We start from the raw sequence: 14,770 nt of genomic DNA on the forward strand, positions 1-14,770 counted from the left end.
TTGTGCATCACTCGACGATCTTCGAACTCAATGTCGAAAGCTACCGCCGCCGCAAGGCCGGCGACAAACAGAATGCACGGCGGCGTCAATTACACGACGACAACCCTAGCAATCCGTTCAGCGGCCAGTTGCCTGACGACGGCAACGTTGCGCAGTAACGATGAGCGTCAACTACACGATCACGCAACGACAACTACGAAGGAGCAACGTCAAATATGACCTGATACCGAACGACAACTACCCCGTTGACCGGCCAAAATAGTTGTCGCTGACCGGCCGTGCTGCTTGACGCTCTCTAGGTGCAGCAGTTCGAGAAGCCCCACTGCGGGGAACGGCTTGCCCAGGAAGGCAGCGACCTTCAGTGTATCTGAGGTCATTGATCATGCGTCAACTCATTTCGTTGAACGGGCAGACCAGCGTGCCAACCCCGGCCTGCAGCGCATCGTTGCCTTGCTCGCGCAGCATTATCTTGAGCTACGCCGGGGAATGCCAGGTCGCCGGATGCCAGCACCGACGTGGCGACTGCTGCTCGATATCGAACAAAAGGCGTTCGCAGATGCGGGTTTTCGGGGACGGCATCCGGCTGCGGTGCGTGACGGCGTCGCCCGCCTGGCCCGCAGCCGTCTTGCCGGCCAGGATCTCGATGCGCCCGTCGACCCGCAATATTACGCTGACCCACTGCCAGCGGTGTACGCGATCATGCACAGGATTACTACATAAATGTTCCATTGATATGTATCTCTGATTAATATCAGATCCATGCTGACCGTTGGACCGATACGCCGTCCGATGCGCCCGGCCATCAGGATGACTGAACGAGTGCCGGACGCGTGGTGGATGCGATGACGCCCGCCGTCCCGGCCAGCGACCGTCAACCTGCACTGCCGGTTCCGCCAGACTGCCGCTTCACTTCAGCAACCAGTTCCTTGAGCGCCTCGATGCCAGAATCCGTGAATGCGGTTATCGAGACCAACTGCTCGGCGCGCACGTCCAGATCATCGATGATCCCAAGACACCCGTCCTCTGGCTCCAGGTTCATGCTCGCCAGTTCGTCCAGCCAATCCTCCGGCTCGCCGAGCGTCTTTGCGACACAGGAAATGGTATAGACAAAGCTCGGTGCGGCCATGGTAATCGCTCCTTGTGGATCGCCAGGTATTGGTTGTGATCGACCCGCCCGTCCGGCGGCAAGCCAGACGCCATGCGCCGTTCCAGCGCCGCATGCCCGTCCTCACGACCTTGCGCCATCGCGAGAATCCGGCTGAAGGTCTCGCATGCGTACTTGGGCCAGCACTGCATCCAGTTCGCGCATCGCTTCGGTTGGAGTGTCCCCGCTACCAATCGAAAAGTCCTTGCTAGATCCGTGACCAAGAAACATCTGAAGCGCCGTAGCAGAAATATCCGGGCCGGTAAGCTGGCCCTCGATCCACGCAGCATCGAGGATGCGTCCATGTGAGAATCGAACTATAGGCACGTCCGTAACGCTCCCGGAATACGGACGCGAATGCGGTTGCATCAATAACGCGGTTAATGTTGTCGAACATGATGGCTTCCTACTCGTTATCGGAAATCTGATGCCTGTGTGCATCGAGCGTCGGTAGCGAGACAGGTTCTAGCGCGATGCCCCATGCAGCCAGCAACTCGTCGAAGCTTGGCGCGGACTTCGAGCGCGGGATCGGCAGCGCCACGCCTGTTGCCCGATAGTTCACCCGGTTCTTCGCGCTCGCACCACGGCGCACAACGTGTTCGAGCGCTCCATATCGAAGTGCATACTGCACCGCATCCGAGGCCGTACGCGAGTTCATGAGGCCTGAGGCCTGAGGCCTGAGGCCTGAGGCTGTGATGTCGCTCACCGTCGCGCTGGACCGTTGACGCACCCACACTACCAGAGCCTCTGCGTTTTCGTGCGTGCTCATGATTGCTCGCAAGGTTCCTGTTCGACGCGCATACGGAGCCCGCTTAGAGAGCAAACGCGGCGCGGTCCTTACCGGCCAGCCAACGTGGCTCACGGCCTCTCCCGCTCCATGTCGCGCCGCTCACCGGGTCGCGATACTTCGCCGGCTGAGCGCCAGTGCTCCTGGAGCCGCGCTTTACGACAAGTTCGTCAGCACCGATATCGAACTGCGCCATCAATTCGCGGATTTTCCGCAGGGCATGCTCCCTTTCAGCCCCGCGGGCTGCTGCGATGCGAGCATCCAGTTCCCGCTTTTCGGCCAGCAACTCTTTGTATGCCTTTGTCATGCTTTCATGTAACGCGGCTGCCGGCCGTGTGCAGGACGCGTTGGCGCCGGTTAATTTCCCCTGGCCGAGGCTCACGAGCCGATAAAATCGTTCGAGCCCAGTTTTCTTGACCCGTGCCGCACTTCGTACGTACCTGCGAGTTTGCTGCGAGCGGCCTCGACTTCCTCCTCGGCCGGAAACAATCCGGCGAGATCCCAGTGGCTGTTGCGGACAACCGCCCAGCCAACAATCCAGCCCTTGTTGGCGGGGTCCAGTGCATATGTCTGCTTTTGTTCTTCGGTCATTTTCAACCTCCTCTTTCAATCAGGTCTGGACCCAGGGTAGCGGCTCAGGTGCGACGACGAACATCGGCCGGTCCTCATCAAGCGACGTCCAGACAAAGCCGAACTTGAAATCGACGTTGGCGGGAAGGATAAACACGTGAGGTTCTTCGTTCAGTGAGCCGTCCCAGCCAGCTTCGCGCGCAGCCTCGTAGGCATCTTCGCGTTCTGCCACCAGAATCTCCAGCGCGATAGGCGGTCCAGGTCGCTTCCCCTCTCCTTCGTTAGTTTTCCTGCTCGATCGCTCGAAAGCGATCAAATCCACAAATTCGCAGCTCGTCTGCTCGTCTGAGATTCGGCATGGATCTTCTGGATGCGGATTTGTTCGAGCTGTTTCGCAATCTCAACCTCATGCTGAATCCGCTCCGTCGCATCGCGCCCGCCTGTTTGCGGTCGCATTCTTCATCCCCCCGTTACGCAGTATTTAGATTCAATGAAGCTTGCCACCTTGTCGCCGGTGTGCAGTCGCAAGAAGCGGATCGTCCTGAGCGTCTTCCCCGACACGCCGCGAATCGGCGATCGTCACGACGATGCGGACGTCTACTGCAAACGCTTCTTCGAGCCGCTGGCGCGCGAGCGCAACGCAATTTTCATCGGTATTGTCGCTGGTGCTCGCCGCGGCTTGGGCGGCAGCCTTTGCGGCAAGACCAAATGCGGCAACAGCCTCGTCCCACGTGAGACCAAGCTCCATTGCTTGCTGAACGAACTGACCTGCCGCGGAACCGATCTTTGCGCGGTTTTCGTTATCCATATCTCTGCACCTTGGCTTCCGTGCTTAAAGGGACTCGCCATCAACCGTGACAACTGCCTTGGGGCCGTCGCGGCTGATAGACACATTGCCAATATCGCGGTCGTGCATCAGCAAAAAAAACGGCCTGATTAGCGACTTCTGTCGTGTCGTCCGATGTGTCAGTAGTGGTATCGGCACGAGACGATATTGATCTGGCTACCAGAAATTTCGTAGACGAGCCGGTTGGTGTCATCGATGCGGCGCGACCAGAAACCCGTCAGGTTTGCCTTCAGTGGTTCAGGCTTACCGATGCCTTCGAACGGTGTGCGCTGAGCATCCTTAATAAGCTGATTGATGCGTTTTAACGTCCTTCTATCCTGCCCCTGCCAGTAGACATAGTCCTCCCATGCCTCGGCCGTCCACATGATGTTCAAGGCGCCACTCATTCCGCGTCTTCAACCAGCTTGCGGGGCTTGACCTTGCCTGCCCTTGCCTGCGCGATTGATCGCTCCAGATGAGCTACGTTGGCCGGAGAGCGCAGCAGGTGAACCGTCTCCATCAAGCTGTCGTAATGCTCTTGCGACATGACGATCGCGTTGGGTGCGTCCCGACGGGTGATCAGCGTCACGTCGACGTCATCAACTACCTGGTCAATAACGCGCTTGAGATTCGCGCGGGCGTCTGAAAAGGGTATGGTACGCATGCGCCCTCCTTTGCGACAAACATGTACCGGAACTGGTACGAGTTTACCACACCCCTCGGAACACGTACAACTAGTCGTACACATTGCGCCTGCCTTTCCTCGGAAAAGCCAGCGCCCTCGCTCCTAGAGTCGAAAAGAAATTCCGTCCGACGGTAAGCCAAGCAGCCCTTGGGCTCATTTACTTTCCGAAAATGCGAACCAAATCGGATCTTGTCGATGAAGCGAAGCAAATCTGGAACTTTGGGGAGAGAGGTGGCTGGCCTTCATACCTTCCATTTGCAGCCCACAGCCGACCCGCGGGGCTGGCTGCATCGCCATTTCCTTCACGCACGTGGTCAAACCTGGAACGCGTGGTGTGCGATCGCATCCGGCATGCAGGAAAACGGCTGCTATGTGATCTCGCCGCTGCTTTTGCCTCCGCGCCTGCTGTGGATGGATTTTCCGGCGATCTGAGCGCTTTGGCCGTCGCGCATGCCCGAGCGTGCGCCTGGCGCGGCGTGCCGCTCAGATAGACGACAGCTTCAATCGCCACGACAACACCGCATCCGCAAGGTCAACACCGGTCGCTCATGGACGTGGGAACTTATCTGCGGCTACCGGACGCCATCAAGACGCTCCAACAGCGCGTCGCAGAATACCTCGATACTCAAGCCCCACGCGAGCGATGAAATAATCGCACCGTGCCGATGTGATTGTGGCATTTGGGTCTATGCCCGTTGCATCGCTCATGAACCCGCGATGACCGTTGCGCACGCTTCGTCCGGCTCAGTGCGGGCCAGTTTGGGGCATTCGACACAGCTCTGCAGATCGTTGACAATCAAACATCAACGGCCGAGCGGGACACCTGACAGATGCTTGACATAACTTTACGCCCAGCTACTGAGCACGACTGGGACTTCGTGGCGTCTGTCACCGAAGCGTGCATGCGCGAATACGTCGAACAAACCTGGGGAGCGTGGCGAGCGGACAATCCCGATCATTTTGATGCGCAAATCCATCAAATCGTCCAGTATGGTCGAGACGACATCGGATGTGTCGCCTTGGTCGACGAGCCGGGCGCGCTGGTCTTGAAGACACTCTACATTTTGCCGAGCTACCAACGTCGTGGCATCGGTGCGGTCTTGATGCAACAGATCATCGAACTCGCGGCTGCTAGGAGAGCGCCAATTCAACTGCGCGTTCTTCGTGTAAATCCAGCGCGACGTTTCTATGAACGATATGGCTTTGTAATAACTCATTCGACGAAAGAGCGGCACTTCATGGCCCGCGAAGTCGATCTTTTTTCCAAGCCGAACGGCGGCTAGCGATACACGATGCATACCACAAGCCGCACCGGCCGTTGGTGATCAGGTGCGGTTCAGCCTAAAGAATGAAGCGGCCGCTACGCAGAGAGCACTGAAAATACTAATTGTCTTTGCCGGACTTCCCGGCGTAGGAAAGACGACCGTCGCGCAAACACTCGCTCGCACCCTCGCCGCAGTTTATCTGCGCATCGATACGCTAGAACAGGTGCTTACTGCGACGATGGGCGACGGGGTGAATATCGGGTCCGCTGGGTATCTGGCCGGATATGCGGTTGCGAAAGATAATTTGCGCCTTGGATTAACCGTCGTCGCGGACTCGGTCAACGGGTTGCATGTGACGCGTAGTGCCTGGCGAAATGTGGCGCTCGAAGCAGGTGTGCGGATCTTCGAAATTGAGCTGATTTGTTCTGATACAACGACGCACCGTATGAGAGTCGAGGGGCGAAGCACTGATATCCCAGGCTTATATTTGCCAACATGGACGAGCGTGCTTGACCGTCAATACGACGCATGGGAATCAGAGCGACTTGTCATTGACACCGCTAACGTTTCGGCAGAGCAGGCTGTCGAAGCAATCATGCGACGCCTGTGCTGATTGGGCAACGCCCGAATGGGAGCCTTCGGTATGGATTGGAATGTAGCGCAATCTCTTGCCAACGACTTTGTCGCGCAATGGCAGTCGAGCGAAGGACCCGGCGGTGGCCTCATGCTGTTCGACGAAGCGGAAACTCGCGTTGAAGCGTTCGGTGGCCTCGCCAACCTCGAACACCACATTCCCTTCACCGCGCAAAGTGTCGTTAGACTCGCATCGGTCACGAAGCATGTCGTCGCCGCGCTCGTGCTGAAATACGTCGATCAGGGCATCCTCAATCTGGACGAATGTCTGAGTGCGCACCTCCCGCAACTCTCTGGCAAGCAGCGTGAGGTGTCCATAAGAGGAGCGCTAGACATGACCGGCGGCCTGCCGGACATGATCGACTCAGCCTGGATGCTAGGCGTCCCGCGCACTGCGTTGCTGGATCGCGAGCGGGTACTTGCGTTTCTCGCTTCAATCCAGGATTTGAATTTCAATCCGGGCGATGAATTCTCATATTCGAACGCGGGATACCGGTTGGTGGAGGCCGTGATCGAAGCTCAAGGCATCGCCCTCGAAGATGGAATCAGGGATCACCTCTTCGAACCGCTCGGCCTGCATGCCGCCATGCCGAGCGATCAGGCCGATGTCGTGCCGCGTCTCGCAGCGGGGTACTGGTGGGGGCCAAACGGTTGGCGTCACGGTATCTCGGGGATGCCGTATTGCGGTGCCGACGGCCTGGCAGCAAGCGCTGAACAGTTTGTCGTCTGGTTGAAAGCGCTTCTTGCCGGTCGCGGCCCCGCTCGCGGTCTGATGGAACGCCTGGCGGCCTCTGCGACACTGTCCAACGGGCGCGAGACGGGCGTCGGTCTCGGTCTGGCGAATAGCCACATCGCGGGACATACCTTCCACGGTTTTGTTGGCGGCCTACCGGGGTATCGATCAGCATTCCTGCTGTCACCGGCTTTGAAGCTCGGCGCATTCGCGGTTGCAAACCGGGAAGATGCCGATGTTGGGGGGGCAGTCGCTTCGGTGATTTCAGCGCTGCTTGGTGCGCAGACGGACGAACTGCCAGCTGCCGTCGGGTTGACAGATGGCATGTTCATCACCGAGGATTGTCCCGACTGGCTGGAGATAAAACAGGGCTACGCGACGTTCCTCGGGGCACAAAGTTTTCTGCACCCGGTAGGCGACGGACTGTTCGATAGCCGTGCATTCTATTCACCCATGCGGCTTCGGCAGGATGGTGACGATATCGTCGGCGACGTGGGGCATCGATTCCGACGCTTCCAGCCGATTTCAGCATCCACAATGCCGAGCCACAACTGGGTCGGCGAATGGCGTCTTCGCTCGCACGGCGGGATGATCAGAATCGACATCGAGGGTGACGAAGCGCGAATTGTGATCGGCTCTGGTCCTGCGGCCGACAATCTGGTCCTCACCCCTCTCGATGAGCGCCGCGCACTATTTGAACGCGCCGAAGGGCCCCGAAGGCAGCGCGTCAGTTTGAGCTTCAGCGCAGACGGCCGGTCCGTGTTGCTCGCGACGCAACGCAGTCGAGTGCTGCAATTCGAGCGTTGCTGAGCCTCTCTTTGCCAACGTCGGCCTCTGCGACTGGCCTTTTCTATGTCCGCTTTCGAGAGAGTCGAAGCGGCTGGAGCGAGTCGCACTCTGACTCTCGCCTCAGCTCAACGCGTGCCCACGCCATGCAATGCGCATGAGGCGGCACCCGGCCGAGAGCGTGTGAAAACGCACGCAGAACACTGCAATCGAAAAACTCGACCCTTCAGATCGTCCCATATTGGCTCCGAAGCTGCTCGGGCAGGGTAAAGCGACACCCGAAACCCAAGTAGTTTTGCGTTTTCGCACAGCCTCGGCCAAAATCGGCCGACTGGTTGACGGACCGCAATCGTTGACGATAGCAGATCAGAAGGTAATCCCAACCTGTTTCAGTAAGTTAGCTATTCGACTCTTGATTTAAACCAAGCGGTACTTTTTGAGGTCAACAAAAATAAGCTGGCAACGATGTTTGCTGCAACGCTTATTACCCCCACGACGTTGTTTTTTTCGGATAATAACCCGTGAGAAAATAGGCTATAACCGGTTACTATGATGCCAAGCGAGGTTGAAAATAATGCAACGTTTCTCGCCCATCGCTTCCCATCCGAAAGCCGCATAATGGTCAATGCATAGAAGATTAAGACTGCGGAAAGCAGCCCAAATACTGTAGCCGCCCCTTCGATCTCCTTGTGAGTATTAAAAGGCGGAACACCAACCTGAATAAAAAATTGGATAAAAAAAACTAAAAACACTATCCAATAAACAAGAACTGCGGCACGAACCAAATTTGGAGCATCGTCGGCTGGGAAGAAGGTAAATTTACTCTTTGCTTTCAAAGAAATCTCCGAAAATTCCAAAATAATTCTGTACAGTTTTTCGAGCATAGTGCTGTTTCAGGGATTTTTCCAGAAACAAACGAGGATTGTGCAGCGCAAATGTTGTCCCGGGTTCTACGCTGCGCGAATGACCGCTTTGTAGACAGATGACTGGCTCTTGCGGGGTCGTCTGCTGCCACCCGCCATGGACGCCACGCGGGCCGGCCGGAGGACGAGAACGGTACCGCTCCTCGCATGGTGCGGGGACCGCGAAACGACTGGACCGATAACCCGCATTTTCAGTCCGTGTCTAAAACGCAGGAAACCTGTCACCGCGTAAACGTGCCCGCCATCCTCCGATGGCGTCGTGCTGCGCTCCGTAACCATGACGTCGTGAAATCTTCGAATCTCAATGGCAATGAGGCGCACGCAACCCAGTCTCGGTTGTAGCGTGCCACGCTCACTGCATCAGGCAATTGTCTGCTGTGGATTCAACCGGTCGATGAGCCAGGATCGTCGTCGACAATCGGGGCGACGTTGTGCTCAGGTAGACTGCGATTCTTGCCCACCTCGCGTCGACGATATGGACATTCAACTGCTGGTCATATGCGGGCTTACATTCGTAATCCATGTGATTGCGACGCTAGCGTATGCGGTTCGGATTGCCGGCGTTCGCACGCGCCGTATCGCCGCGTCTTTCTCCCTGTTCGGAATCATCGCTCTCGTTTCACGGACGGCAAATTCCTTTCAGGGACCATTCATAGCGAAGCGGGTTGAGCTGGATATTGCGCATCATATGGAGCATGGTTTGCTCGGCGACTTCCGGCTTTTTCTGCTCACCGCCACGTTGGCAAGCACTGTCGGTGCATTTCTGATTCCCACGTTTCAACGTTATTTCAGCCGCGCTGTCGACCACTTCCAGGCAAATCGCTCGATCCCTCGTCTGCTACTCCATATCTTCAGTCGCGGAGGCGTCAGCTACATTCGGTTTGGAGCGCGGCTCCCGTCCCGACATAACGTCACCCAACTTGCGACCGGGGCAGGCGTTTCCTGGAAAGTCATTGGACTAAACGTGATCGCGATGGCGATCTGGACAGTCGGCGTTTTCGCGTCGCTCTATGCCGGATACCTGAAACCCGATCTGCGAGTGACCTGCGCGAATCTCTCATCAGTTATCAATGGTTTTGCGACCGTGGTGTTGGCAGTCGTCATCGATCCGCAAGTTTCAGTTATGACTGACGACGTAATCGAAGGCCGGATTTCGGAAAACAGCTTCCGGCGAGCCATTACAACTCTCGCGGGTGCACGGGTTCTCGGGACACTGTGCGCACAGGCAGCGCTCGTTCCAGCGGCATGGATCATCGTCCGCGTCGCCGAACTCATTTAGCGCGGCGACCGGTACGTGAAACGTGCCGGACGGACGGTGGCCAGGAAGAGAAGGTCGACTGCGGTATCGAGACCGTCGACAATCGGCCTGGTCGTTCACGGGCGGCCACAAAGAACAAAGGGATAAGCGATGACCACGAGAAGCATTCCCACGGACGCGGCAGAAAGCGTATCCGGTCTCACGCTACGGCAAGACAACGAGGTCGTCACCCGCGAAGCGCAGCCGTCGGATCACTACGCGATCGCAATGCTGTTGCATCAGCTCGGGTATGAGGCGACGCCCGCATTGATCCTTGGGAGGCTGCAAACATTGATTCCCAGCCCGAACGACAAGATATTCGTCGCCACCGTGCACGAAAACGTCGTCGGCAGCATCAGTCTTCACACGTTTCCGATGTTCCATGCGGCCGGATATCTCGGGCGCATAACCAGCATGGTCGTCGAAGGCGGCATCGGCAGTGCCCTGATTGCCGCTGCCAAGGGTTGGTTCCAGTCGGTTGGCTGCGTGAAGCTGGAAGTGACGAGCGGTGATCACCGACCTGATGCCCATCGATTCTATGCAAGGCACGGCTTCCGGCGGGACGGACAAAGGCTCGCCAGGAACGAGTAGCTGTATGCCCTTCCGTCGCTACGGACGCCAGGTCATTGATCGAGTCAGAGAACAGGCTCTGGCGAGTCAGTACCTGAGCGTGCTTCGACGACCGTTCTACGGCGCCGCCTGCATCGGCGACAGTGAGCCGTTGTATTGCCGTTGCAGTCCGTCCTGGACATCGTCGGCTCTCTCTCACACATAGTCGGAAGGCGATCTACGTGGCTCTTTTCGCAAGTATCGCAATGGCAATCGCGCTTCATTCCGGAGGCCCTTTGAAGGCAGTGCAGACTGAGATTGAGGCGCCCGGGCCAGACGGACCCCTGAGAGGCACTTTGGTCTCGCCGGTCGCCGGCGATGTCCCTGTAGTACTGATCGTACCAGGCTCAGGCCCGACCGACCGGAATGGCAACGGACCGAATGGGCTTCACGCATCGACCTACCGGTTGCTCGCCGATGGGCTGCTGGAGAAAGGGATTGCGTCGGTTCGGATCGACAAGCGCGGCATGTATGGCAGCGCGTCAGCGATACCTGATGCCGACGACGTCACAATCAACGACTACGCGACGGATGTCCACGCGTGGGTTACCGCTATCCAGGCGCGGACCGGTGCTTCGTGCGTATGGGTATTGGGTCACAGCGAGGGTGGACTGGTGGCGTTGCTGGCTGCGCAGCAAACTGCCAACATTTGCGGTCTGATCCTGGTATCGACAGCGGGCTTTCCGCTGGAACAGGTATTGAGGCAACAACTGCGAGCAAACCCGGCAAATGCTCCTCTCCTGGGCAATGCAACATCGATAATCGAGTCGCTCAGCGCCGGAACGAAGGTAGACGCGGACAGCATCGACCCGGCACTGATGCCGTTGTTCCGCCCGCAGGTTCAGCGCTTTCTGATGAGCGAATTGACAGTCGATCCGGCAGCCCTGCTGGCACGTTATACGAAGCCTGTCCTTATCGTACAGGGTTCGCGGGATATCCAGGTTTCCGTTCAGGACGCGCAACGGTTGAAGCATGCAGATCCGCGAGCCGAGCTGTCGCTCGTACCGAATGCAAATCACGTCCTCAAAGCCGTTCACACGCAGGCCCGGAGCGAAAACCTTGCCGCCTATTCGGACCCCGGTCTTCCCCTGGCGGACGGCGTGGTGGAAGCCATTTCGGCGTTCGTGCAGAAATCGACCACCTGCCCGCGCTAGTCCCGGTTGAATCATCTCGCTCGCTGGGGCCAACCTGGCAGGCGCCGGGTAACGAATCGAAACAATTGATGCGTCAACGACTTCGCTCGCCGGCCGTTTATCCGTGACCGAAGGTAGCTGCAGCGCCACCAATAAAAAGGAGTTTGGCCATGCTGCGCAGTGTCAGGAAAGTCGCTATAGGTGGCGTGCTGATTTTGACTTGCGCCGCTGCGCAGCCGAACCCAGTGTTCTCCGACACAGGATATGCCGCAGACGCCTACGGTGCCGCGGAACACTACCCGCTGCCCATTCCCGTTCACGCGAGAACGCAAAAGCAGTTCGTCGGCTATTACAGCCATTTCGACGAGGTGCGCCCAGCCGATCCCATCGCCAGAGCCGGCACCCCATCGACATTCAAGACGTCAGAACGCGAGCTGGCGTTACAGTATCCTTACGGCGGACAGTATCGCAGTCTCAACGACTATCTCGATCGCAATCCGGTAACCGGGTTGCTGATCGCCCGCGGCGACACGATCCTCTACGAGCACTATCGCTACGCCCGCAAGGATTCGGACCGGTTCATGTCGCAATCAATGGCGAAAACGATTGTCGGTATGCTGATCGGTATTGCGGTATCCGAAGGCGCAATTCGCTCGATCGACGATCCGGCGAATGTCTATGTACCGGAACTGGCAGACAACCCGTATGGGCAGACTTCAATCCGGGATCTGCTGCACATGTCCTCCGGCGTCCACTTCTTCGAAGACAGCAATCCCGGCGACGACCGCGACAAGTTAGGCCGCGATCTTTTCAATCCGCACGGGCTGGGCGCCGTCGATGCCGTCAAACACTTCGACAAGCGTGAACACGCGCCCGGCGCGCATTTCAGCTACGCGAGCATCGAAACGGAAGTGCTCGGGCTGGTCTTAAGCCATGCGACACATATGTCCGTTGCGCAATACGCGAGCGAGCGCATCTGGAAGAAAATGGGCATGGAGTCGGACGGATCGTGGGGGCGCGATGCATCCGGGCAGAACATTGCCTATTGCTGCGTGAGCGCCACGCTGCGCGACTGGGCGCGGCTCGGAATGATGCTCGCGTATGACGGCCGGTGGAACGGCCAGCAGATCGTCCCGCGAGATTGGGTATTACAGGCGACGAGCGTCGCTTCCGGCGATGGTTTTCTTGCTCCGGGCAACGCCAACCCGATTTTTGGATACGGGTATCAGGTATGGATACTGCCGGGCGAGCGCCGGATGTTTGCGCTGCAGGGGATGGACGGACAGAGGATCATCGTCGATCCAGGCTCGAAACTCGTCCTCGTGCAGACCGCGGTGTGGACGAGCGACCACGATCCGGGCATGCGGGAAATCTACGCCTTGTGGTACGCGCTCGATGCACAGTATGGCGCTCCCTGGCCTCACTAGCCGTGAATGATGGTTGTTCCCGGAAGCTCGATACGCCGACGCAGAGGCTCTTCTTCACGCAGACTTTTCAACGGAGATGTGATCGATGGTATCGAAAAGCATCCGGCGGGCGACGGCAGAGGATGTCGCTGTGCTCACACAGATCCGCAACGATGCACGTACGCGGAAGATAGCGCACCGCGACTATGCGTGGGGCAAGGAAGGGAACGGCGTTTCCGAGCAATGGATGCGAAACACCGTCGCTCAAAAGGAGGTGTATGTCGCTGAGCTGGACGGTACTCCAGCGGGCATGTTTGCGCTCGATCTGGACGATGACCAGCGCTGGGGGCGGCAGGAGCCGATCGCGGGTTACGTGCACGGATTGAGTGTGCGCGCAGGCTTTAACGGACGAGGACTCGGCGGCTTCATGCTTGACAGTTGCGCTATCAGAGTGAGAGGTTTGAGCCGGCCTTACGTCCGGCTCGACTGCCCCGCTCACAACGCGAAGCTATGCGCCTGGTATGAGTCGCTTGGTTTCATCCGCGCGGGACTGTGGCAAGAACCCGGTCCCGGTGGCTATGTCTGGTCACTGTACGAAAGAATTGCCAACCAGCATTTGACGTAAAAGTCCTGGAATTCGAAGTCACTGACGTGACCGACTCGGGCACTGAAATCCCTGACAGTCTCAACCAAGGCGTTAAGCCGTTCGCGCGGATATCGACGATCACCGACGGGGGCATTCATGCAACGCATTCTTGCCATCGGTGGTGGTGGCTTCATGATGGAAGACACACCATCTCCGATCGACAGGTATATCATTGACGCAACTGGAAGAACCCGGCCGCGTATCTGCTATCTCGCAACGCCCAGCGGAGATCTGCCAGCGCACATCGACAAATTCCACGCCGCCTACGGCGGTTTGGGTTGTGAAACGTCTCACCTTGCATTCTTTCGACAACCTGACTCGCGGGCGATTCCCGTCGCCGATTTTCACCAAAAGCTGCTTGAGCAGGACGCCATTTACGTAGGTGGCGGCAATACAAAGTCTGCACTTGCCGTCTGGCGTGAGTGGGGGCTTGATGCAATTTTGCGGGAGGTGTGGGAGAGCGGTGTGCTGCTTGCCGGCATGAGCGCAGGTGCCATGTGCTGGTTCGAGGCTGGCCTCAGCGATTCATTCTGGGGCTCGACGTATCGTCCACTCGATTGCCTGGGATTGCTACCCGGTGGCTGTGCCGTTCACTACAGCAGTGATCCAAAGAGACGCGAGACGTTACATGCAGCACAACAAGCCCGCATGGTCCCGCCTTCGATTGCCATTGATGACTTTGCTGCCGCACTATATCTGGGCACCTCTCTCGACAGGGTGCTCTCGTGGCAAACGGGATCGACCGCGTACCAGGTTTATCGCGAAGGCAGCAAGGTGATTGAGACGGCGTTACCAGCCGAGCACATCAGTCAGTAAGTCAAACGAACCAGAGTCCGCCGGACGAAATCCGAGTGACGAGTCCACGCCCAGTCGCTGGCTGCAGCAGCGGTCGCGTCGCACTAGACACACGCGTGAGTCTTCACATTTGAATCAGGGTCCGCTCGTCCAATGAAAACAACGTTACCGTTCGAACATGGGATCCGCCCCGCAACGACTGCCGACGCCAAAGCGATAGCCACGGTTCACGTAGATAGTCGGCCTTGAACAATCCGCGAAGGCTTATGCGGCAAGGCTCTGAGGCCGAATTGGTGTTGTGGGAATTGCAGGGACCAGGCATATTGACGCTTGAATCCTGCAAATCCTGACGAGGTGCGGATGGGTCCGAAGACGCCTGTGACAGAAGGAGATTTCTTCCGGCAGCCGCTGCGTGAGCAGATCAATCTGAAACATCCGCTGGTGCGGCTGGCTGAACTGATCAACTGGGATCGGCTGGGCGTGGCAATGAGCGAGAGCTTCGTGTCGCGCAAGGGACGGCCGGCAACATCAC

The 14,770-nt window shown here is 57.9% G+C and carries 20 protein-coding genes and 1 pseudogene; 13 read left to right on the forward strand and 8 right to left on the reverse strand.

Annotated features, from left to right (window positions below):
• Positions 1-336: 336 nt before the first annotated feature.
• On the forward strand, positions 337-720 hold the full coding sequence (locus tag E1N52_RS41900) for a DUF2471 family protein (protein ID WP_165979577.1): 384 nt from the start codon (positions 337-339) through the stop codon (positions 718-720).
• Between the two features lie 151 nt (positions 721-871).
• Here E1N52_RS41900 and E1N52_RS41905 read toward each other — a convergent pair whose 3' ends face one another.
• From E1N52_RS41905 to E1N52_RS41925, 5 genes are all read right to left on the reverse strand, one after another.
• Positions 872-1,126: a hypothetical protein gene (locus E1N52_RS41905; protein ID WP_133190857.1), complete on the reverse strand. Its 255-nt coding sequence runs from the start codon at positions 1,124-1,126 to the stop codon at positions 872-874.
• Between the two features lie 424 nt (positions 1,127-1,550).
• Positions 1,551-1,802, reverse strand: coding sequence for a hypothetical protein (locus E1N52_RS41910; RefSeq protein ID WP_133190859.1), 252 nt, complete (start codon positions 1,800-1,802; stop codon positions 1,551-1,553).
• Between the two features lie 154 nt (positions 1,803-1,956).
• Positions 1,957-2,238, reverse strand: a complete 282-nt coding sequence (locus E1N52_RS41915) for an H-NS histone family protein (RefSeq protein ID WP_133190861.1) — start codon at positions 2,236-2,238, stop codon at positions 1,957-1,959.
• Positions 2,239-2,309: 71 nt separating this feature from the next.
• A complete protein-coding gene (locus E1N52_RS41920; RefSeq protein WP_133190863.1) occupies positions 2,310-2,522 on the reverse strand; it encodes a hypothetical protein in 213 nt (70 codons plus the stop codon).
• Between the two features lie 19 nt (positions 2,523-2,541).
• Entirely contained in the window at positions 2,542-2,733 is a 192-nt protein-coding gene (locus E1N52_RS41925) for a hypothetical protein (protein WP_133190865.1), read from the reverse strand.
• Positions 2,734-2,991: 258 nt separating this feature from the next.
• Here E1N52_RS41925 and E1N52_RS41930 point away from each other — a divergent pair, with 258 nt between their 5' ends.
• Entirely contained in the window at positions 2,992-3,441 is a 450-nt protein-coding gene (locus tag E1N52_RS41930) for a hypothetical protein (protein WP_133190867.1), read from the forward strand.
• A gap of 26 nt (positions 3,442-3,467) precedes the next feature.
• On the opposite strand, the gene E1N52_RS41935 is transcribed toward E1N52_RS41930, so the two are convergent.
• Positions 3,468-3,713 carry a Txe/YoeB family addiction module toxin gene (locus tag E1N52_RS41935; protein WP_425468211.1) on the reverse strand — a complete coding sequence of 82 codons (246 nt, stop codon included), beginning with the start codon at positions 3,711-3,713 and terminating at the stop codon, positions 3,468-3,470.
• A gap of 17 nt (positions 3,714-3,730) precedes the next feature.
• Positions 3,731-3,991, reverse strand: a complete 261-nt coding sequence (locus E1N52_RS41940) for a type II toxin-antitoxin system Phd/YefM family antitoxin (RefSeq protein ID WP_133190871.1) — start codon at positions 3,989-3,991, stop codon at positions 3,731-3,733.
• Positions 3,992-4,207: 216 nt separating this feature from the next.
• On the opposite strand from E1N52_RS41940, the gene E1N52_RS41945 reads away from it, so the two are divergent.
• The 4 genes from E1N52_RS41945 (at position 4,208) to E1N52_RS41960 (ending at position 7,453) form a co-directional block, all read left to right on the forward strand.
• Positions 4,208-4,444, forward strand: coding sequence for a hypothetical protein (locus E1N52_RS41945; protein WP_133190873.1), 237 nt, complete (start codon positions 4,208-4,210; stop codon positions 4,442-4,444).
• Positions 4,445-4,914: 470 nt separating this feature from the next.
• Positions 4,915-5,295, forward strand: a complete 381-nt coding sequence (locus E1N52_RS41950; RefSeq protein ID WP_165979578.1) for a GNAT family N-acetyltransferase — start codon at positions 4,915-4,917, stop codon at positions 5,293-5,295.
• Between the two features lie 46 nt (positions 5,296-5,341).
• Positions 5,342-5,890, forward strand: a complete 549-nt coding sequence (locus E1N52_RS41955) for a P-loop nucleotide/nucleoside kinase family protein (protein ID WP_342777961.1) — start codon at positions 5,342-5,344, stop codon at positions 5,888-5,890.
• A gap of 30 nt (positions 5,891-5,920) precedes the next feature.
• On the forward strand, positions 5,921-7,453 hold the full coding sequence (locus E1N52_RS41960) for a serine hydrolase domain-containing protein (RefSeq protein WP_165979579.1): 1,533 nt from the start codon (positions 5,921-5,923) through the stop codon (positions 7,451-7,453).
• A gap of 377 nt (positions 7,454-7,830) precedes the next feature.
• On the opposite strand, the gene E1N52_RS41965 is transcribed toward E1N52_RS41960, so the two are convergent.
• A complete protein-coding gene (locus E1N52_RS41965) occupies positions 7,831-8,313 on the reverse strand; it encodes a hypothetical protein (RefSeq protein WP_133190879.1) in 483 nt (160 codons plus the stop codon).
• 514 nt (positions 8,314-8,827) lie between these two features.
• On the opposite strand from E1N52_RS41965, the gene E1N52_RS41970 reads away from it, so the two are divergent.
• From E1N52_RS41970 to E1N52_RS42000, 7 genes and pseudogenes are all read left to right on the forward strand, one after another.
• Positions 8,828-9,631, forward strand: a complete 804-nt coding sequence (locus E1N52_RS41970; protein WP_133190881.1) for a lipid II flippase Amj family protein — start codon at positions 8,828-8,830, stop codon at positions 9,629-9,631.
• Between the two features lie 129 nt (positions 9,632-9,760).
• Positions 9,761-10,240: a GNAT family N-acetyltransferase gene (locus E1N52_RS41975; protein ID WP_133190883.1), complete on the forward strand. Its 480-nt coding sequence runs from the start codon at positions 9,761-9,763 to the stop codon at positions 10,238-10,240.
• A gap of 224 nt (positions 10,241-10,464) precedes the next feature.
• Positions 10,465-11,412: an alpha/beta hydrolase gene (locus E1N52_RS41980; protein ID WP_133190893.1), complete on the forward strand. Its 948-nt coding sequence runs from the start codon at positions 10,465-10,467 to the stop codon at positions 11,410-11,412.
• Positions 11,413-11,561: 149 nt separating this feature from the next.
• Positions 11,562-12,818 (forward strand): serine hydrolase domain-containing protein, encoded by a 1,257-nt coding sequence (locus E1N52_RS41985; RefSeq protein WP_133190885.1) that lies wholly within the window; start codon positions 11,562-11,564, stop codon positions 12,816-12,818.
• Between the two features lie 85 nt (positions 12,819-12,903).
• Positions 12,904-13,422, forward strand: a complete 519-nt coding sequence (locus E1N52_RS41990) for a GNAT family N-acetyltransferase (protein WP_133190887.1) — start codon at positions 12,904-12,906, stop codon at positions 13,420-13,422.
• A gap of 117 nt (positions 13,423-13,539) precedes the next feature.
• Entirely contained in the window at positions 13,540-14,259 is a 720-nt protein-coding gene (locus E1N52_RS41995; RefSeq protein ID WP_133190889.1) for a Type 1 glutamine amidotransferase-like domain-containing protein, read from the forward strand.
• 339 nt (positions 14,260-14,598) lie between these two features.
• Positions 14,599-14,770, forward strand: a pseudogene (locus E1N52_RS42000) (IS5/IS1182 family transposase); the annotation flags it as partial.

It is taken from the genome of Paraburkholderia guartelaensis (genome assembly GCF_004353905.1).
Classification (GTDB): domain Bacteria; phylum Pseudomonadota; class Gammaproteobacteria; order Burkholderiales; family Burkholderiaceae; genus Paraburkholderia; species Paraburkholderia guartelaensis.